This is a genomic window from Acinetobacter sp. Gutcm_16 (assembly GCF_028649355.1).
Taxonomy (GTDB): Bacteria; Pseudomonadota; Gammaproteobacteria; order Pseudomonadales; family Moraxellaceae; genus Acinetobacter; species Acinetobacter johnsonii.
In genome coordinates this window covers 50,201-69,786 of record NZ_JAQSUV010000036.1, presented here as the reverse complement: position 1 = coordinate 69,786, position 19,586 = coordinate 50,201, and the positions used below count along the sequence as shown (strand labels likewise).

The following is a 19,586-nucleotide window of genomic DNA, read 5'->3' as shown; positions in this document are numbered from 1 at the left end:
GCTTTTAAAAAGAAATTACTTCTTCTTACGTTTCAAACGCTTCTTCGCTTGTTCAGCAGCGACTTTGTCTAGCGTGTCTTTCAGTTCTTCATCGCTGAAAGTGGTGATGTGTTGCAACATTTGTAGCGTGACATCATCTAGTACCAAGTTGGCATATTGAGCAACGTTTTGAAAGTTCTCATCAAACACAATCGCGTTGTCCGAGTTGGTGCTGATATACCCCTGTTGCGTTAGTACTTTAATAAAGCTTTGGAACAGGGCTTTATCAAAGAATTCAGGTGAGTTGAACTCATATAGGACAGAAAGACGCTGACCGACCAAATGACTCAGCTCTTCCACCTGACGCGCTGAAATGTTCCCAGAACCGCGCTGTGTAATTAGCGCAAGCGTCATGTAGTAACGCTCAAGACTCTGCATGACTGGCGCAGCCAATACCACCAATTGGTTATGATCTTCACTGTTTGGAGCAGGAGAAATCAAGTGGCCTTCGGCATCTTCAGAAATCAGTTTGGCTTGAATCAAACCATCTACATAGGCACAGATTTGATCTTTGAGCTCAGCATCTTCCCATTTTAAGAACAATTCAGCTTTTAAGAATGGATATAGCGTGCGAATTACATTGATTAAATCACCACGGCCAATGGTTCCATTGTGTTCAACTAAAGCGGCAACAAGAGATGGCAAGACAAAGGCATGCAAAATATTATTACGGAAGTAGGTCAGCAGTACCGCTTGATTGTCCGCAATTGCAATAATGTCACCGAGTACGTGATTGACGCGTTTGATTAGTTTCAGCTTTAAACCATAGGCAATGATTTCTTTACCTGATAATGGTGTGACCAAAAGGCGCTCGTCATAAGGAAGTGTCGTCAACAACTTACGATAGGTATCGAGCTGTTTAATACAAATTTCTTCATCCAGCGTATGTTTCTCAGTGGCCAATAGAACCAAAGACAGTAATGAAACAGGATTCACCACAGCCGCACGGTTAATATTTTCTAAAATTGCATGTGCTGAACTGTTGACTGCATCAGAGACTTCTTGCGGAATTGGATCATCATTTTTAGCAATTTGTACATTCTCAGCGCCATGCTTTTTCAGCATGTCATCGAGGAAAACGGGCTCACCAAAGTTGAGATGGACTTTCCCGAAAATACGTTCAATTTTGCGTAAAGTTTGCAGAATCCCAAAGACAGACTCGGCTTCTTTGGGTTTACCGTTCATCTCGCCGACGTAGGTTGCACCTTCCATCAAGCGTTCATAGCCAATATAGGTCGGAACAAAGACTATCGGTTTGGCACGACCACGCAAGTGACTGTGCACCGTCATGGCTAACATACCTGTCTTCGGAGGTAGCAGACGACCTGTACGTGAACGACCACCTTCGATGAAGTATTCTAAAGGCGTGTTACGCGACAAAATGCTGTATAGGTATTCTTTAAAGACCGAAGTGTAAAGTGCATTACCACGGAAGGTGCGGCGAATAAAGAATGCACCGCCACCACGTAAAATTTGCCCAACAAATGGCATATTCAGGTTATCGCCCGCAGCAATATAAGGCACCATCAAACCACGGTTATACACCACATAAGACAGCAGTAAATAGTCGATATGGCTGCGGTGACATGGGGTATACACAATTTCGTAGTCTTTAGCCAACTCACGAACCGTATTGAAGTTATGCACTTCAACCCCGTCGTAGAGCTGCGTCCATAAACGTGCCAGTGCCATTTCTGCAAAACGGATGGTCGAATGCGAGTAGTCAGACACGATTTCATTGACATAACCAATGGCACGACGTTCAGCATCCAACATGCTAATTTTGCCGCGGATACTTTCACGGCGAATCGCATCTTGTACATCACTGGCTTTAATCAATGAATGCATCACGTTGCGGCGGTCCGAAAGATCGGGACCGAGTACCGCTTCACGGTGTGCATCGAGCTGATTATTTAGAGTGTTTAGAATATAAGTCGCAGGGGATAAATTCGGATAGGTGGTTTTTGCAAAGTCAACCAAAGCACGTAAAGACTGACTTTCATGAAACTCTAAAAATGACTGACGACCATGCAAACCAATATTCATCAGCTGCTTCACCGTACTAGGTGTCGCCCAAGTATCGGTAAATAACAATTTAAACCAAGAGTCTTCTTTGTCTGGTGAACGTCCCCACAGTACCGTCACAGGCACCAGCTCCACGTCTAAATCGGGTTGTTGCTCTAAAGCTTCAACGAGACGTAACAGGCGCGGTGGAAAGGTGTGTGGTGAAGGGTTAAGTAAATTATTTTCATCGCTATGCTGTAAAAACACGATCGATGCTTTTTCTTGATGTGTCCCCACGACCAAAGGGTCGAGTGCAGGAGCAAGCTTTAAACGACGTGTTTCACCATCCACCAACAACGCATTACTGCGTGAGTGATTTTGAAGCACATAACAGACAATTTTTTTGGGATGGCCTGAAGCTGCTGGGTCAGCATCTGTTGCTGTCGGTTCTGTTGGAACCTCACCCAATACATGTGGGGTTACTATGAGGTCAAGAAGCTTACTTGAAAGCTTTCTATACATTTGACCAAAGCCACTTTTGGACATATACACTCCTGCTTAAATGACCAATCCCGCAGTTTGTCTGAAGGGGTATTTATTTTGCGTAATTGTAAACATAAACCGTATGTCATTTCCTGACAAATTTGTTTTATATGGTGAATTTTATCGTTAAAAATCGTATTTTTAGTCGGAAATAACGAAAAAAACTTATGACAACTCAGTCAAGCAATCTATAGGGTTTTAGTCTGAATTTATGGCAAAATAGATTTTAATATCGATATCATGCCTCATCACTTTACAGAAAAATCTGGTCTCTCACCATTAAGTAGGTTGCTTATGAATGCCTTAACCCAAGAGTTGGTTGAATTACTGAGCCTCGAAAAAATTGAGGAAAATATCTTTCGTGGACAAAGCCGTAATTTGGTTGGGAAGCGTGTTTTTGGCGGACAAGTCTTAGGTCAGGCCCTACGTGCGGCGTCATATACGACGGATCGTCCAGCTCATTCTTTACATGCATACTTTTTATTTGGTGGCGATGTGAACGCACCGATTATCTATGAAGTTGATCGAATTCGTGATGGTCGTAGTTTTGTCAGTCGCCAAGTGCGCGCTATTCAGCACGGTAAAACCATCTTTATGTGCATGGTGTCTTTTGCTGACAATGAAGAAGGGCTGAATTACCAAATCGGTGAGCCTGAGTATCCAGCACCAGAGTCTTTAAAGTCTGAGGCTGAACTGAAAAAAATGATGGTGGAATTTGTGCCTGAAAATGTGCGTGCAAGTTTCATGCGCGATCGTCATGTGGAAATTCGTCCCATCAATCCACAGAACCCGTACCAACCGCAGCCTGAAGCACCCGTATATGCGCACTACATTCGCACGCATGACCGCATTGCAGCAGAAGTGGATGAAATTTCATTGCATCAGGCGATTGCTGCATTCTATTCAGATTTCACTTTAATGACCACGGCACTGCGCCCACATGGTTTAAGTTATCTTTCGCCAAGTTTGCAGTGTGCGAGTATCGATCATGCTATGTATTTCCATAAACCCTTTCGCGTGGATGACTGGATGCTGTATGACATGGACGCCACAGTCAGTGCCAGTTCACGTGGTTTAAACTTTGGACGAATGTGGCAAAACGGTGAGTTGGTGTGTAGTACCACTCAAGAAGGTTTGATTCGGCTCCGTGAAATCGAAGCCCAATAAAGCCTAAGTACAGAAAAAGCTGAGTGATATCACTCAGCTTTTTTTATGACCGACTTTATGACTGAAAGGTGGTCAGAGCAGAGCTAGGAGTTGAGCTTCAATTGTAATGGTCTCATATTTTTGGGAGAGGCATATGGGGAAATGTGCAGTACTTGTGACAAAAAAATGCTCGATTCTAGCCCGTTCACATGGCATAGTTTCCCAAAGAAATCTTTGAAAAGCATGAAGCTATGAGCTTAAACACGCAAATTCTAATTGCAGCGATCTTCGGGGTCATCTTCGGATTTATTCTCAATCTTTTCCCAGGTAGCGCTTTTTTAGAGATGAGTTTGTATGGAATCGGGGTGGTCAGCAGTATTTTTATTGGTCTATTAAAAATGCTCTTGATTCCCCTTATTTTTAGCTCAATTGTGGTGGGGGTATCCAACTTACAAGCGGGTGGCCAGCTCTCCCGTGTTTGGAAAATTACGGTGGCATGCTGTGTCACCACCACGACTTTGGCCTTGATATTGGGTTTAAGCTGCGCGCATTTATTTGAAGTCGGCAAAGGTGTCGATATCGCCATGTTCCAAGACGCTATGGCCGCTCATCAAACGCTAGATACGCTCACGCCATCTTCTTTCTTCACCAACTTTATTCAAAATACGCTGATTAATCCCTTCAAAGCTTTTGCCGAAGGCAATGTTTTAGCGGTGGTGGTTTTTGCTCTGTTCATTGGAGTGGCACTGGTTAAAGGCGGAGAAAAATTCCGTACGGTACGTAAGCTGAGTCAACAGTTCTTTGACATCATGATGTTGATGATTGGTTGGGTGATGAAGCTAGCCCCGCTAGGAATTTTTGCCTTACTTGCTAAGTTGATTGCCACTGAAGACATTTCGGTATTGAGTCGTTTGGCTGAGTTTGCGGCTGTGGTAACGGGCACTACCATTTTTCATGGTCTGGTGGTCTTGCCGCTATTACTGTGGATTTTTGGCAAGATGAATCCGATGACCTTTTTTAAAGGTACACGTGTGGCGTTAATTACGGCTTTTGCCACCAGTTCAAGCTCGGCAACTATGCCTTTATCCCTCAAGTGTGCGCAAGAAAATCTTGGTGTACGTCCGCAAACGGCAGGCTTTGTGATTCCGTTGGGGACGCAGCTCAATATGGATGGTACTGCGCTGTATGAGGCAGCGGCGGCTTTGTTTATTGCCAACTTGATGGGACTAGATTTGACCTTGAGTCAACAGTTGGTGGTATGTCTGACGGCGATGATTGCCTCTTTAGGTGCTCCAGGGATTCCGAGTGCAGGCATGGTCACTATGATTATGGTATTGCAGTCTGTCGGGCTTCCTGCTGAAGCGATTGCGATTTTATTACCTATTGATCGCTTACTGGATACCGTACGTACTGTGGTGAATGTACAAGGTGACATGATGATTAGTGTGGTGGTGGATCGACATACCAAGGATCTGGATGCACCTTTGCCCAATTTATCGAATCCGTCTTAAGTTTTGCTCTAAAATAAAAAAAGCAGCCGATTGAGCTGCTTTTTTTATTTTAGGATTTAAGCGACTTTGAGCATGGCACGTTTAGCCGCTGGGGATTGGTCTAAGTAGGCAATCGCATCTTCTGTTTTGGCTTCGTGTACAGGGTCATACCATGGTACCAAATAGCCAAATTGCTGTGAGATGAGCCATAACGGACTTGGCAACACTTGATGATTCCGTTTAGAAATAGACAGCCACTCACGCCAAATCCAAGGTTTAAACAGACTGGGTTGAATCGACTTAAAGCGGTCATCTTGTTTCATAATATGAGCTGCACCATCGACCCATAAGCCCAGAACGGCAGCAATCACCACCAGACTCAAATAATAACGTGAAATATAACCCCCGTCTAAATGTCGGTACAAATCAAATGCGACGGTTCGGTGTTCAATTTCTTCTGCGCCGTGCCATTTGATCAAGTCTAACATCGCAGGGTCAGCGCCCATTTTCTCCCATTCGGTGTTGTCTAGTGCATATTTTCCAAGGACACAGGTCATGTGTTCCACCGTGGCAATAATACCGAGTCGAAACAGATCCCACTGGTGCTCTAGTGCTTTGGGTACAGTGAGATCAAGTGGTTTATCGGCCAGTAATTTTCCAAATAAGAAATCCATCAACGCTAGATTACGGGAGACATCAATCTTTCTTTGGCTGAGATACTCTTTATTGGCTGAGTTGTGTGCCTGCGCATGCATGGCTTCTTGGCGGATAAAGGCTTGTACATCCTGCTTCAGTTTTTCATCGCTAATTTGCGGTAAAACTTTGTTATAGAGGCGGCAGAACCAGAACTCACCTGCGGGCAGGATCATATTAATTTCATTGATGAAATAGCTGGCAAAAGGGTGGTTGGGAATCCAATCAATCGGACTGTCTTGCCACTCAAATTTAACTTTTCGGGGCTTAATGGTGTAGGCAATAGAGGAACGAATTTTGTTTTTTTTCAATCGAGACCATAATTTCATATGCTGACCTATTTTTATATGTATTGAACTTTTTCACGAGCTGAATAAAGTCAGTATAAAAAAAAGTCCCCGATTGCGATTAGCAATAGGGGACACAGATACAGCAATAGATGATGCTTTTATAGGTTGGCGTTTAAAACTTAAGCCTCAGACTGTGGTTTGGTTTCCACATCGTCTTCAGCGTCAAGATCTATCGCGGCTTCAGGATCTTCATCGAACTCGTCTGCATCCAGCTCATCGGCTGTTGCATCTGGAATGCTGCTTAAGTCAAAATGTTGGGCTTGATCTAAAGTAAAATTCAGTCGTCCGCCCATCACACTTGCCAGTTCTTCTAGGCCTTGTTTATTGAGAGAAGAGAACAATTGAATTGAGAAATCCAGTTTCATCTTTTTCAATTGGGCTTTCACTTCTTGCAATGCTTTAGAAGCAGGGCCACGGTTGAGTTTATCGGACTTGGTTAGCAGTACATGCACAAACAATTTACGTGAATACGCCCATTCCAACATCATCACGTCAAAGTGCTGTAGCGGATGACGAATATCCATCAACAACACTAAACCTTGTAAGCTTTTACGCTGAATCAGGTAATTTTCTAACTCTTTTTGCCACACGATTTTCATCGCTTCAGGCACGGCTGCATAACCATAACCGGGTAAGTCGACGAGACGTTGATCAGGATTACCCAGACTGAAAAAGTTAATCATCTGCGTACGACCCGGTCTTTTCGAGGCACGAGCCAATTGCTTTTGGTTGGTTAAGGCATTGATCGCACTGGACTTGCCTGCATTTGAACGACCCGCAAAGGCAATTTCATAGCCTGTATCTTCTACACACAGATTGAGCTTCGGGGCACTCATTAAAAACTCTGCTTTACGCAGCCAGTTGAGAGCGCGCACAGCATATTCAGTAACTGCAGAATCTACCTTTTTTTCATAGCTAATTTTTTGCTTTGGGGCAGCAGCAATTTTACTGTTTTTGGATTTTCCTCGGCTGTGGTGCATAACTCAACTTCAATTTATGATCTACAATCAGCCATTATAATGGAAGTCGAGCAGGCAATCGACCTTTGCAGCGTAAAGTCCGTAATCTTGTCTATAAAAGACCTTAATCGGCAAGATTGATCAGGTTAATCGGCGAGTGGGTTGTGAACTTATTTTGAGCTTCAGTGCCCAGTACATCTGCTAAGGTATATTGGTCTAAGCTGTGATAGAACTGATCCAGCGCTTGATCTAAGATCCCTTTGAGTCCGCAATTCGAGCGGAGTACGCAAGGCGGGGTGTTACATTCCACAATGTTCTGATCCGCTTGTAAGACCCGCACAATCTCGCCCAGTCTTAAATGTAGGGTTTCTGGATTGAGTCGAATCCCACCGCCACGACCGCGTGCAGTAATAATCCACTGCTGTTTCGCCATAAAGTGTACGATCTTCATCAAGTGGTTTTCAGACACTTGTAGTGCTTGTGCCAGTTCTGCGATGGTATGCGGCAGCGCTTTCGGCTGTGAAACATACATCAGAATTCGCAAAGCATAATCGGTAAATTTATTGAGCTGCATGAGGGTACTGGTCGTTGATAAGCAAAAAAACAAAGGGCTAGTCTAGCATAACCTGACTAACCCTCTCTATTTTATGCCGATGGCATGGATTAGTGATGAACACCACCTGTGCCAAAAGCTTCACTGTGAATATTTTCGGCAGGAACACCACGAGCAATCAGGGCTTTTTGTTGCTCTGCCATAAATGGCATTGGGCCGCATAAGTAGTAGTCTGCTTGAACAGGTAGAATCGCGCTATCAATGGTACTCAAATCAAGGCGACCCTGCGCATCATAATCTTGACCCAAAACATCGCTTTGATGTGGGAACTCATATGCAGTAAAGGTACTTAAACGTGGATATTTGGCTTTTAAGTCATGAATATGTTGTTTCATGGCATGCACTTGTTTGCTACGGCAGGCGTGCACAAAAGTCACAGGCTCTGGCATATCCAAAGTCACCAATTGATTCAGCATCGCCACCATTGGCGTGAGGCCTACACCACCACTAATAAAGACATTGCGTTTATTTGGGTCAATCAGGTAGAAGTTACCTGTTGGTGCAGACACTTCAATTTCAGCACCTTCGGCTAAACCATGCAGAGTATTTGACACCCAGCCTCCTGCCAAATCGCCTTTTTCATCTTCGCGTTTAACCGAGATACGTAAATAGTCAGCTTGAGGGCTAGTTGAAAGGGTGTATTGGCGAGGTTGTTTTAGACCAAGTTCCTCAACAAATACACGTACTGAAATGTACTGACCTGCTTCATATTTTGGTAAATCACCACCGTCCACAGGGGCAAGATAGAAAGAAGTGATTTCATCGCTTTCAACCACTTTCTTCGCGATTTTAAAGTTGCGCCAGCCTAACCAGCTTCCTTTGGTTTGTTGATGTTGCTCATAAATCGCTTTTTCAGTGCTAATGAATAAATCAGCCAATTGACCATACGCCGCAGCCCAAGCATCAATCAATGGATCCTCCATTGAAATACTTAAAACTTCACTAATCGAATGGAGGAGGTTTTCCCCAACAATATTGTAGTCGGGTGCTTGAATATTCAAGCTGACATGTTTGTGGGCAATCAGCTCAACCACAGGAAGCAATACAGAAGGATCTTCAATGTTTTCTGCATAGGCCAACACTGCACCCGCCAAAGCTTGGGCTTGAGCACCACTACGCTGATGCCCCATATTAAAGGTTTCTTTTAAATTAGGATTGTTACCTAACATGCGGTTATAAAAATAACCCGTGAGTGCGACACCATTTTCACGAAGGACAGGAACAGTTGCTTTTACAAGTTCAATTTGCTGCGGAGTCATGTTTGATCTCTCTTGGCTATCATTTATAAGATGTATTTAAAATATACCTTTAAAGATGTAATGTAAATACATCTTTTGGTAAAAGCTTAACTTTTATATGGGATATATGAATATCCCATAAATTTTGATTTTTAGATTTAAAAAGTAGATCACTTACGACCAAACAATGAGCCGAGTAAACCACGGACGATTTTTTGTCCCGTACTGCCCCCGAGACTACGTGCGGCGCTTTTGGCAAAAGTTCCTACTGTGTCTTGAATTAGCTTCTCACGCTGTTTTGCGTCACGTTCAGCTTCTTTTTGCTGTTCTTTCGCAATCCGCTCTTGCTCACGTGCTTGTTGCTTCGCTAGTGTTTCAGCTTCTTTGGCCTTCTGTTTCGCTAGCGCCTCTTGTTCTTTGGTTTGTTGTTTCTCTTGCTCTATCTGTACAGCTTGTTGTTGGCGTTCAACCACTTTATTTTGTAGAAGTTCAAAAGCGCTTTCACGGTCTAGGCTTTTTTCATAAATGCCTGCCACGATACTTTGTGAAATCAAGGCTTGACGTTGCTCTGGGCTAATCGGAGTGAAAGACGAATAGGGTGGCATCACCCATGCACGCTCTACGACTTGCGGCGTGCCTTGTTCATCGAGGCAACTAATCAAAGCTTCACCCACAGCTAGCTCGGTGATGGCTTGCTCAACCTTAAATTCAGGGTTGGCACGGAAGGTGTCTGCAGCTGTTTTAACCGCTTTTTGATCTTTCGGGGTAAAAGCACGTAAGGCATGTTGTACGCGATTGCCGAGCTGTCCTAGGACGCTTTCAGGCAAATCCAGTGGGTTTTGCGTGACAAAGTAAATACCCACCCCTTTGGAGCGGATTAGGCGCACCACTTGTTCAATTTTTTCTTGCAGTGCTGCACTGGCATTATCAAACAGCAAATGTGCTTCATCAAAGAAGAACACCAGCTTGGGCTTGTCCATATCACCAACCTCAGGCAGCTGTTCAAATAACTCTGAAAGCATCCAGAGCAGAAAAGTGGCATAGAGCTTTGGGGTATTCATGAGCTTGTCTGCGGCTAGAATATTGATATAGCCATGACCATTACTGTCGGTCTGAATAAAGTCGAGAATATTTAAGCTGGGCTCTCCGAAAAATTGATCACCGCCTTGATCGGCCAGTGCCAATAAATTCCGTTGAATTGCGCCAAGGCTGGCAGGAGATAGGTTGCCATATTCGGCTTTAAACTCTGCGGCATGTTCACTGACATAACCAATCATGGCTTTTAAGTCTTTAAAGTCGATCAGTAACATGCCTTGATCATCTGCAATACGAAATACCGCAGAAAGTACCCCTTCTTGGGTGTCATTTAAATTCAGCATACGTGCTAGCAACAGCGGGCCAATTTCGGTAATCGTGGTACGAATAGGATGACCTTGTTCAGCAAATAAATCCCAAAACACCACGGGGGATGCAGCAAAGGGAATGCTGTCGATGCCTAAACTTTTAATGCGTTCATCAAATTTGGGATTGGATGCACCGGCCTGCGCTAAGCTGGAAACATCACCTTTGGCATCGGCTAAAAATACGGGCACCCCGAGTCTGGAAAAACTTTCAGCCAACACCTTCAGGGTTACGGTTTTACCTGTCCCTGTTGCCCCTGCAATTAAGCCATGACGGTTGGCAAACTTCGAGTGTAGAACAACATCTTGTTGGGTATTCGTGGTTTTCTTGGCAATGATGATCGGGGTGCTCATACTTCTTCCTATTCAATTTTTTTGTGATGGTTATTCAGTTGTTTTAGTGCGTTTTCTATATCTTGAATTAAATCGGCAGGATGTTCTAGTCCTATACAAAAGCGAACCAATAAACCTTGTTGTAAATGTGTATGCTCAAGTGCACGCATGTCTTTGAGGTCATACAGCATCACTAAACTTACAGGACCGCCCCAACTAAAGCCGAGTTTGAAGAGCGACAGGGCATCACAAAACTGACGAATATCCTGTAGATCAAATTCGGGTTTGAAAATGACACTGACTAAACCTGCACTGTGTTGATCGACACAAATGTCTTTCCAATATGAATGACCTGCAGCACTCGAGTCAGCAGGGTGTAAGACCTGCACAAATTCGGGTTGTTGTTTTAGCCATGCCAGTAGCTGTAGCGCACTTTCAGACTGTGCGGCATACCGAACGCGCATTGATGCCAGACTACGTTGGACTTGAGCAACATCATCCCCAGAGACGCTAATGCCTTGAATGGCATGCGTGCGAAAGAGTTGATGATGTAAAGCTCGCTCACGTGTCACGACTGAGCCCATTAAAATGTCTCCACCGCCACTTGGGTACTTGGTTAAAGCATGTACCGTCACATCTACACTTAAGTGCTCATCACTAAAATCAAAAGCATTAAAGGCAAGACCTGCGCCCCATGTGTTGTCTAAAGCAGTGAGCACATGATGCGCTTGTGCCTTTTTCACCAATCCGACCAAATCTGGAAACTCCAGTGTGACTGAGCCTGCAGCTTCTAGCCAAATCAGTTTTGCTTTTTCCGTCGGTTGGAAAGAGGACACATCAATAGGGTTATAAACACGAACATCAATGCCATAGCGTTTTTCTAGATTACGAAGATGCTCCATGTTTGGCCCGTAAATATTATCTGCCACCCAAACTTCATCACCATGACTCAAAAAACATGAGTTCACTAGGTTGATGGCAGATAAACCACTTGGTGCCAATAAGCAGTAGGTTCCACCCTCAATTTGTGCAATGTTATCGCCTAACGTAAAGGTGGTGGGGGTGCCATGGGTGCCATAACTATAGTCATAGTCATCGGTCCAATGGCGATTAAACAGTGCATCGGTATCTTCAAAAATAATCGTCGATGCACGATACAGGGGAGGTTGGACCGTTGAAATGTACTGAGGCGCTTGTCTTGGTGCATGAACCAAGGCAGTTTGCGGATTTTTTTTCACGAATCGACTCATCATAAAGCGATAAATTGTTTTTAGCTTAAGAGAAAGTTTCTAAATAGGCGAGAAAATTGAACAAATGTGAATAAAGGTAAGCAAAATAAAAAGTTGGCTTCAATTTTGCTAAATCATCTATAAGGATAGTAAAAAGAAGGCATAAGCGCATGACGTCGCATTTAAAAGTACATTATTTTCAGCATATTGCTGGTGAAGGGTTCGGCAGTTGCTATACATACTTAAAACAACAAGGTGCAGTAATCAGTGCAACAGAGTTTTTTGCTTTACCTATAGATCAAGCCTTAGAGATAGAGGCCTTACCGAGTATTGAGGATGTTGACTTACTCATCATTATGGGGGGCACCATGAGTGTGAATGATGAAGTGAATTTTCCATGGTTAAAGATCGAGAAGCGTTGGTTAAGACGTTACTTGGCCGCAGGAAAACCCGCGATTGGTTTATGCTTGGGTGGGCAATTGATTGCGAATGCTCTCGGTGCCGCGGTCAGTCGCAATGAACAACAGGAGTTGGGTTGGGCGACAGTACGTAAAATCCAGCACGTCCCAACAGAATGCTTTGAGTTGCCTGAACAGTTTAATGTGATGCAATGGCATAGCGAGACCTTTGAAATTCCAAAAGGTGCTGTACATTTGGCTGAAAATACCGTCTGTCGCAATCAAATGTACCAAATTGGAAAGAATGTATTGGGTTTTCAATTTCACCCAGAGATCGTGCCAGAAACCTTGGCACTCTTTTTAGAAAATGATGACGAGCTGAATAAGTTTTCGGGGCAATACGTGGCAACTGAAACCGAATTGAAAAAATCACCAAAATTAAATTTTATTGAGGGAAATCAAATCCTTAATAGTGCAATTGATTATGTGCTGCGGCAAACAGTCTATTGATGCTTTTTTAAGCTACTGATAATCCAAACAAATTGAATATATTGTAAAAAATCAAAAATGGATTTGCTTATGCATTAAACAATGGCTATAATGAGCGACCCTTTAATGAAAGGGGGTTAACTGCGAATAAAGTAGTTAACATCGTGACAGTCGTGGCATCGATCATGACCTTAGTGATATTTCACTGCTCTTGACACTTACCTTTTAGTGGGGTGAGATGCGTCAGGAGTGATTCTTTATATATTTGGCTTGGAGTTTACTGGTATGTCTAACCAGAGAATTCGTATCCGTTTGAAGTCTTTTGATCACCGTTTAATTGATCAATCAGCTCAAGAAATCGTAGAAACAGCAAAACGTACTGGTGCACAAGTTTGTGGTCCAATTCCAATGCCTACACGCATTGAACGTTTTAACGTTTTAACATCACCACACGTTAACAAAGATGCGCGTGACCAATACGAGATCCGCACTTATAAACGTTTGATCGATATCGTTCAACCTACAGACAAAACTGTAGATGCATTGATGAAGTTAGATCTTGCAGCTGGTGTTGATGTTCAGATCGCATTGGGTTAAGGCTTTCGGGTTAATTAACGCTCTAAGTTAATTAGGCCGCTTTTTTAGAGGTTTATGCACATGGCTATTGGTTTAGTCGGTCGCAAGTGCGGTATGACACGTATCTTTACAGATGCTGGTGTTTCTGTGCCTGTTACAGTGATTGAGGTTGATCCTAACCGCATCACTCAAATCAAAACGCTTGAAACTGATGGTTATCAAGCGATTCAAATCACTACTGGTGAACGTCGCGAATCTCGCGTAACTAACGCTCAGAAAGGTCACTTCGCGAAAGCGGGTGTTGCTGCTGGTCGTCTAGTTCAAGAATTCCGTGCAACAGAAGCTGATCTTGAAGGTCGTGAAGTTGGTGGAACTATCGGTGTAGACATGTTCACAGTTGGTCAAGTTGTTGACGTAACTGGTCAGTCGAAAGGTAAAGGTTTCCAAGGTGGTGTTAAGCGTTGGAACTTCCGTACGCAAGATGCTACTCACGGTAACTCACTTTCTCACCGTGTTCTGGGTTCTACAGGTCAAAACCAGACTCCTGGTCGCGTGTTCAAAGGCAAAAAAATGGCTGGCCATTTAGGTGCTGAGCGCGTAACTGTACAGGGTCTAGAAATTGTATCTATCGACGCAGAACGTTCAGTTTTAGTAGTGAAAGGTGCGATTCCTGGCGCTACTGGTGGTGACGTAACTGTTCGTCCTACGATCAAGGCCTGAGGGGAAATAACGTGAATTTAAATACTGTTTCCGGCTCTGCTGTTGAATTATCAGAAGTTGCGTTCGGTCGTGAATTCAATGAAGCTCTTGTACACCAGGTTGTTACAGCTTATTTAGCTGGTGGCCGTCAAGGTTCAAAAGCTCAGAAATCACGTGCAGACGTTTCTGGCGGTGGCAAAAAGCCATTCCGTCAAAAAGGTACTGGTCGCGCTCGTGCTGGTTCTATTCGTAGTCCAATCTGGGTAGGTGGTGGTAAAACTTTTGCTGCTCGCCCACAAGATTGGTCTCAAAAAGTTAACCGCAAAATGTATCGCGGTGCAATGCAATGTATCTTAGCTGAACTTGTTCGCCAAGATCGTCTTGTATTGGTTGAAGAGTTTGCTGTTGCTGCTCCAAAAACTAAAGAGTTGCTTGCAAAACTTAACGACTTGAATGCTACTCGTGCATTGATCGTTACAGAATCTGTAGATGAGAATCTATACCTTGCAGCGCGCAACATTCCACACGTTGATGTGGTTGATGCTGCTGCTATCGATCCTGTTAGCTTGATTGCGTTCGATAAAGTTGTTATGTCTGTAGCTGCTGCTAAGAAAATTGAGGTAGAACTCGGATGAACAACGAACGTATCTATCAAGTCCTACAAGGACCTGTATTCTCAGAAAAAGCACAAGTTTTAGGCGAAACTGCTGGTGTTCAAGTTTTCAAAGTTGCACTTGATGCAAACAAACTTGAAATCAAAAAAGCTGTTGAGCAATTGTTTGGTGTTCAAGTTGTTAAAGTTAACACAACGATCACTAAAGGTAAGACTAAACGCTTTGGTAAAACATTAGGACGTCGTTCTGATGTTAAAAAAGCATACGTCACCCTGAAAGCTGGCCAAGATGTTGAAATGGCTGACTTGGGCGATACCGCTGAAAGCGCAGCGGAATAAGGACGAGAATTATGCCAATTCAAAAATGTAAGCCAACGTCTCCTGGACGTCGCTTTGTAGAGAAAGTCGTTCACGACCATCTTCACAAAGGTGCGCCTTATGCTCCGTTGGTTGAAGCTAAAAAACGTACTGGTGGTCGTAATAACAACGGTCACATCACGACTCGTCACGTTGGTGGCGGTCACAAGCAGCACTACCGTCTAGTTGACTTTAAACGTAACAAAGATGGTATTCCTGCAACTGTAGAGCGTATTGAATACGATCCTAACCGTACAGCACACATTGCACTAGTATTGTATGCTGATGGTGAGCGTCGCTACATCATCGCGCCTAAAGGCCTTCGCGCTGGCGATAAAGTTCAATCTGGTAACGATGCTCCAATTCGTCCAGGTAACTGTTTACCGCTTCGCAATATGCCTATCGGTTCTACTCTTCACAACATCGAACTTAAAATCGGTAAAGGCGCGCAATTAGCTCGTTCTGCTGGTACTTCAGTTCAGTTGTTGGGTCGTGACGGTTCTTACGCTATCGTTCGTTTACGTTCTGGTGAAATGCGTAAAATTCACGTTGAGTGCCGTGCAGTTCTTGGTGAAGTTTCTAACCAAGAAAGCAACCTTCGTTCACTTGGTAAAGCAGGTGCAGCACGCTGGCGTGGCGTTCGTCCTACCGTTCGTGGTATGGCGATGAACCCAGTAGATCACCCGCACGGTGGTGGTGAAGGTCGTAGCAAAGGTATTCAACCTGTAAGCCCATGGGGTCAAAAAGCTAAAGGGTACAAGACACGTACCAATAAGCGTACGACTAAGATGATTATTCGCGACCGTCGCGTTAAGTAACAAGTAAAGGAATCTGACAATGCCTCGTTCTCTGAAAAAAGGCCCATTCGTCGATGCGCACTTGTTCGCTAAGGTTGAAGCGGCTATCGCGGCTAATAACCGTAAGCCGATCAAAACTTGGTCGCGTCGTTCGATGATCCTCCCAGATTTTGTTGGTTTAACAATTTCTGTACATAATGGCCGTAACCATGTTCCAGTAATCGTATCTGAACATATGGTTGGTCACAAACTTGGTGAATTCGCGCCAACTCGTACCTATCGTGGTCACGGTGTTGACAAGAAATCTAAACGTTAAGGTGCTATGATGGAAGTTACTGCTAAATTACGCGGTGCCGCTATCTCGGCACAAAAAACTCGTTTGGTTGCAGACCTAATCCGTGGCAAATCTGTTGCTCACGCGCTTAATATTCTCAATTTCAGCAACAAAAAAGCTGCAGTTTTGGTTAAAAAAGCATTGGAATCTGCAATTGCAAACGCTGAACACAATAACAGTTTAGATGTAGACGACCTTAAGGTTACTACGATTTACGTTGATGAAGGCACTAGCCTTAAACGTATTATGCCACGTGCTAAAGGCCGTGCAGATCGTATTACTAAGCGTACTTGTCACATTACCGTTAAGGTAGGGGTTTGATATGGGTCAGAAGGTTCATCCAATCGGTATCCGCCTTGGTGTTGTAAAACGTCATAACGCCAACTGGTATGCGAGTCCGAAACAATACGCTGAATACTTGCTTAAAGATCTTCAAGTTCGTGAGTTTTTAACTAAAAAACTTAAGAATGCAATGATCAGCAATATTCTTATCGAACGTCCTACGGGCGCTGCTAAAGTAACTATTAGCACTGCACGTCCTGGTATCGTGATCGGTAAAAAAGGCGAAGACATTGAGAAACTACAGCGTGAACTTACTCAAATTATGGGTATTCCAGCGCAAGTAAGTATCAATGAAATCGATCGCCCAGACTTAGACGCTCGTTTAGTTGCTGAAGCTATCGCTTCTCAATTAGAAAAACGTGTAATGTTCCGTCGTGCTATGAAGCGTGCGGTTCAAAACACAATGCGTGCTGGTGCTAAAGGTATCAAAGTTGAAGTGTCAGGCCGTTTAGGTGGTGCTGAGATTGCTCGTACTGAGTGGTATCGTGAAGGTCGCGTACCTTTGCATACACTTCGTGCAGACATCGATTATTCAACTATGCGTGCTGAAACGACTTACGGTACGATTGGTGTTAAAGTTTGGATCTTCCGTGGTGAGATCTTGGGTGGCATGAAACAAGTCATGAACCCAGCTCCAGCTGAAGAACGTCCAGCTAAACGCGGTCGTGGTCGTGGTGAAGGTCAAGAGCGTCGTGGTCGTCGCAATGATCGTTCTGCTGAAAAAGGAGAATAATCCATGTTACAACCTAAACGTACTAAATTCCGTAAAGTGCAGAAAGGCCGTAACACTGGTCTAGCTCACCGCGGTAGCTCGGTATCTTTTGGTACAATCGCACTTAAATCTGTTGAGCGTGGTCAAATGACTGCTCGTCAAATTGAAGCAGCGCGTCGTACAATCAGCCGTCGTATTAAACGTGGTGGTAAGATCTTTATCCGTGTTTTCCCAGACAAGCCGATTACTTCTAAGCCTCTTGAAGTGCGTATGGGTAAAGGTAAAGGTTCTGTGGAATACTGGGTTTGTCAAATCAAACCAGGTAAAGTCTTGTACGAAATTGATGGTGTTAACGAAGAATTGGCTCGCGAAGCGTTTACGCTTGCAGCTGCTAAACTTCCGTTTAAAACCACTATCGTGACTCGGACGGTAATGTAATGAAAACTAAAGATCTACGTGAAAAGTCGGTAGAAGAGTTGACAGCTTTGCTTGATGAGCAACAGCTTAACCAATTCCGTCTTCGTATGGCAAAAGCAACTGGTCAATTGGGTAAATCGCACGAAGTTGCACTTACTCGTAAGACAATTGCTCGTATTAAGACACTCCTTACCGAAAAACAGGGGAACGGACAATGAGTGAACAAACAGTTCGCACGTTAACCGGCAAAGTAGTAAGCGACAAAATGGACAAGTCTATTGTTGTACTTATCGAACGCCGCGTTCAACACCCGTTGTATGGCAAATCAATCCGCCGTTCAACTAAATTACATGCTCACGATGAGAACAACACAGCTAAAACTGGCGACGTTGTGACTATCAAAGAAAGCCGCCCAATTTCTAAAACTAAGTCTTGGACTCTAGTTGAAGTTGTTGAAGCTGCTGCTGAGTAATTAGACGTATCTGTTGCATCATCGGTTAATTTCGAGTACTCTTTGAGCCTTTCGAAATTGTGACCGGTGATGCTCGGTTTTGGAGTAGGGCAATGATTCAAACCGAAAGTATGCTAGACGTAGCAGACAATAGTGGTGCTCGCCGCGTACAATGTATTAAAGTACTTGGTGGTTCACACCGTCGTTATGCTTCTGTTGGCGACATTATTAAAGTTACTGTAAAAGAAGCTATTCCACGCGCACGTGTTAAAAAAGGTGACGTGATGAATGCTGTTGTAGTTCGTACAAAATTCGGTATCCGTCGTCCAGACGGTTCAGTAATTCGTTTCGACGATAATGCTGCTGTTATTTTGAACAACAACAAAGCGCCGATTGCAACTCGTATTTTCGGACCAGTGACTCGTGAACTTCGTACTGAACAGTTCATGAAAATTATTTCACTGGCTCCTGAAGTTCTATAAGAGGCAATCATGGCTAAGATTAAAAAAGGCGATCAAGTTATTGTGATCGCAGGTAAAGAAAAAGGCAAACAGGGTACTGTTCTGTCTGTTTCAAATGACCGTGTTATGGTTGAAGGCCTTAACTTGGTTAAGAAGCATCAAAAGCCGAACCGTGCAACAGGTGCTGAAGGCGCTGTAGTTACACAAGAAGCTTCGCTTCATATCTCTAACGTGGCAATTTTTAATGCTACAACCCAAAAGGCTGACCGTGTTGGTTACCAAGTGACTGAAGGCGTGAAAACTCGCGTTTACAAGTCAAATGGTGAATCAGTGGCGGTAGCGAAGTAATAGGTTGAAAAGGCAATGGCCAGACTTAAAACGCGTTACAACGACGAACTTAAGGCTCAATTACAAGAGACTTTAGCCGTTAAAAATGTGATGGATATTCCTCGCATTACTAAAATCACGATCAACATGGGTGTTGGCGCAGCTGCTGCTGACAAAAAACTCCTTGATGGTGCTCTTGCTGATATGCAAGCTATCGCTGGTCAAAAACCAGTTCTTACGTTAGCTCGCAAATCAATCGCTGGTTTCAAAATCCGTGATGGTTGGCCGATTGGTTGTAAAGTTACTTTACGCGGCGAACGTATGTACGAATTCTTAGACCGTCTAATCTCGATTGCGATCCCTCGTATCCGTGACTTCCGTGGTTTCTCTGCGAAATCATTTGACGGTCGCGGCAACTACTCAATGGGTCTTAAGGAACAAATCATGTTCCCTGAAATCGATTTTGATAAGATTGATCGTATTCGTGGTATGGATATTACCATCACTACGACTGCTCGCACCGATGACGAAGGCCGTGCGCTTATGCGTGCATTCGGCTTCCCGTTCAAATAAGAG

At 43.9% G+C, this 19,586-nt stretch carries 23 protein-coding genes and 1 pseudogene; 17 read left to right on the top strand and 7 right to left on the bottom strand.

What is annotated here, in order from left to right:
- Positions 1 to 15: 15 nt before the first annotated feature.
- On the bottom strand, positions 16 to 2,589 hold the full coding sequence (plsB, locus tag PTT44_RS13930) for a glycerol-3-phosphate 1-O-acyltransferase PlsB (RefSeq protein ID WP_005401290.1): 2,574 nt from the start codon (positions 2,587 to 2,589) through the stop codon (positions 16 to 18).
- A gap of 291 nt (positions 2,590 to 2,880) precedes the next feature.
- Here plsB and PTT44_RS13925 point away from each other — a divergent pair, with 291 nt between their 5' ends.
- A complete protein-coding gene (locus PTT44_RS13925) occupies positions 2,881 to 3,753 on the top strand; it encodes an acyl-CoA thioesterase (protein WP_010327600.1) in 873 nt (290 codons plus the stop codon).
- A 230-nt stretch (positions 3,754 to 3,983) separates the two neighbouring features.
- The gene (locus tag PTT44_RS13920; RefSeq protein ID WP_168158616.1) at positions 3,984 to 5,243 is read left to right on the top strand and encodes a dicarboxylate/amino acid:cation symporter; all 1,260 of its coding nucleotides are present in this window, start codon (positions 3,984 to 3,986) and stop codon (positions 5,241 to 5,243) included.
- A gap of 56 nt (positions 5,244 to 5,299) precedes the next feature.
- Here the strand turns inward: PTT44_RS13920 and PTT44_RS13915 are convergent, their stop codons facing one another.
- The 6 genes from PTT44_RS13915 to PTT44_RS13890 all read right to left on the bottom strand — a co-directional run bounded on the left by PTT44_RS13915 (position 5,300) and on the right by PTT44_RS13890 (position 12,058).
- Positions 5,300 to 6,244, bottom strand: a complete 945-nt coding sequence (locus tag PTT44_RS13915; protein WP_168158615.1) for a metal-dependent hydrolase — start codon at positions 6,242 to 6,244, stop codon at positions 5,300 to 5,302.
- Between the two features lie 140 nt (positions 6,245 to 6,384).
- On the bottom strand, positions 6,385 to 7,245 hold the full coding sequence (gene yihA, locus PTT44_RS13910; RefSeq protein ID WP_010327597.1) for a ribosome biogenesis GTP-binding protein YihA/YsxC: 861 nt from the start codon (positions 7,243 to 7,245) through the stop codon (positions 6,385 to 6,387).
- Between the two features lie 103 nt (positions 7,246 to 7,348).
- Positions 7,349 to 7,798, bottom strand: coding sequence for an RrF2 family transcriptional regulator (locus tag PTT44_RS13905; protein WP_004977913.1), 450 nt, complete (start codon positions 7,796 to 7,798; stop codon positions 7,349 to 7,351).
- An 89-nt stretch (positions 7,799 to 7,887) separates the two neighbouring features.
- A complete protein-coding gene (gene hmpA / locus PTT44_RS13900) occupies positions 7,888 to 9,096 on the bottom strand; it encodes an NO-inducible flavohemoprotein (RefSeq protein ID WP_058870354.1) in 1,209 nt (402 codons plus the stop codon).
- A 149-nt stretch (positions 9,097 to 9,245) separates the two neighbouring features.
- The gene (locus tag PTT44_RS13895) at positions 9,246 to 10,829 is read right to left on the bottom strand and encodes a helicase HerA-like domain-containing protein (protein ID WP_168158614.1); all 1,584 of its coding nucleotides are present in this window, start codon (positions 10,827 to 10,829) and stop codon (positions 9,246 to 9,248) included.
- A gap of 8 nt (positions 10,830 to 10,837) precedes the next feature.
- The gene (locus PTT44_RS13890) at positions 10,838 to 12,058 is read right to left on the bottom strand and encodes a PLP-dependent transferase (protein WP_216076718.1); all 1,221 of its coding nucleotides are present in this window, start codon (positions 12,056 to 12,058) and stop codon (positions 10,838 to 10,840) included.
- A 149-nt stretch (positions 12,059 to 12,207) separates the two neighbouring features.
- Here PTT44_RS13890 and PTT44_RS13885 point away from each other — a divergent pair, with 149 nt between their 5' ends.
- From PTT44_RS13885 to rplE, 15 genes and pseudogenes are all read left to right on the top strand, one after another.
- The gene (locus PTT44_RS13885) at positions 12,208 to 12,945 is read left to right on the top strand and encodes a type 1 glutamine amidotransferase (protein WP_058870351.1); all 738 of its coding nucleotides are present in this window, start codon (positions 12,208 to 12,210) and stop codon (positions 12,943 to 12,945) included.
- 264 nt (positions 12,946 to 13,209) lie between these two features.
- Positions 13,210 to 13,521 carry a 30S ribosomal protein S10 gene (rpsJ, locus tag PTT44_RS13880; protein WP_000070912.1) on the top strand — a complete coding sequence of 104 codons (312 nt, stop codon included), beginning with the start codon at positions 13,210 to 13,212 and terminating at the stop codon, positions 13,519 to 13,521.
- A gap of 60 nt (positions 13,522 to 13,581) precedes the next feature.
- Entirely contained in the window at positions 13,582 to 14,220 is a 639-nt protein-coding gene (rplC, locus tag PTT44_RS13875; RefSeq protein WP_004691328.1) for a 50S ribosomal protein L3, read from the top strand.
- Positions 14,221 to 14,231: 11 nt separating this feature from the next.
- Positions 14,232 to 14,834: a 50S ribosomal protein L4 gene (rplD, locus tag PTT44_RS13870; protein ID WP_004691326.1), complete on the top strand. Its 603-nt coding sequence runs from the start codon at positions 14,232 to 14,234 to the stop codon at positions 14,832 to 14,834.
- The gene (gene rplW, locus PTT44_RS13865) at positions 14,831 to 15,151 is read left to right on the top strand and encodes a 50S ribosomal protein L23 (protein ID WP_004691323.1); all 321 of its coding nucleotides are present in this window, start codon (positions 14,831 to 14,833) and stop codon (positions 15,149 to 15,151) included. The genes rplD and rplW overlap by 4 nt, the downstream gene beginning before the upstream one ends.
- 11 nt (positions 15,152 to 15,162) lie before the next feature.
- The gene (gene rplB / locus PTT44_RS13860; protein WP_004691322.1) at positions 15,163 to 15,987 is read left to right on the top strand and encodes a 50S ribosomal protein L2; all 825 of its coding nucleotides are present in this window, start codon (positions 15,163 to 15,165) and stop codon (positions 15,985 to 15,987) included.
- Between the two features lie 19 nt (positions 15,988 to 16,006).
- Complete coding sequence (gene rpsS, locus PTT44_RS13855; protein ID WP_004281508.1) at positions 16,007 to 16,282, top strand: 30S ribosomal protein S19; 276 nt, start codon at positions 16,007 to 16,009, stop codon at positions 16,280 to 16,282.
- A gap of 9 nt (positions 16,283 to 16,291) precedes the next feature.
- Positions 16,292 to 16,621 (top strand): 50S ribosomal protein L22, encoded by a 330-nt coding sequence (gene rplV, locus PTT44_RS13850; protein WP_004691320.1) that lies wholly within the window; start codon positions 16,292 to 16,294, stop codon positions 16,619 to 16,621.
- 1 nt (position 16,622) lies between these two features.
- Positions 16,623 to 17,439: pseudogene (rpsC, locus tag PTT44_RS13845) on the top strand (30S ribosomal protein S3).
- Positions 17,379 to 17,792 (top strand): 50S ribosomal protein L16, encoded by a 414-nt coding sequence (rplP, locus tag PTT44_RS13840; protein ID WP_004691317.1) that lies wholly within the window; start codon positions 17,379 to 17,381, stop codon positions 17,790 to 17,792. Before rpsC ends, rplP begins: the two are co-directional and overlap by 61 nt.
- On the top strand, positions 17,792 to 17,989 hold the full coding sequence (rpmC, locus tag PTT44_RS13835; RefSeq protein WP_004650482.1) for a 50S ribosomal protein L29: 198 nt from the start codon (positions 17,792 to 17,794) through the stop codon (positions 17,987 to 17,989). The genes rplP and rpmC overlap by 1 nt, the downstream gene beginning before the upstream one ends.
- Complete coding sequence (gene rpsQ, locus PTT44_RS13830; protein WP_004691314.1) at positions 17,986 to 18,243, top strand: 30S ribosomal protein S17; 258 nt, start codon at positions 17,986 to 17,988, stop codon at positions 18,241 to 18,243. The genes rpmC and rpsQ overlap by 4 nt, the downstream gene beginning before the upstream one ends.
- Positions 18,244 to 18,335: 92 nt before the next feature.
- Entirely contained in the window at positions 18,336 to 18,704 is a 369-nt protein-coding gene (gene rplN / locus PTT44_RS13825) for a 50S ribosomal protein L14 (RefSeq protein ID WP_004657680.1), read from the top strand.
- 9 nt (positions 18,705 to 18,713) lie between these two features.
- Positions 18,714 to 19,031: a 50S ribosomal protein L24 gene (gene rplX, locus PTT44_RS13820; protein ID WP_004691313.1), complete on the top strand. Its 318-nt coding sequence runs from the start codon at positions 18,714 to 18,716 to the stop codon at positions 19,029 to 19,031.
- 15 nt (positions 19,032 to 19,046) lie between these two features.
- Entirely contained in the window at positions 19,047 to 19,583 is a 537-nt protein-coding gene (gene rplE, locus PTT44_RS13815) for a 50S ribosomal protein L5 (protein WP_004691311.1), read from the top strand.
- The last annotated feature ends 3 nt before the right edge of the window (positions 19,584 to 19,586 follow it).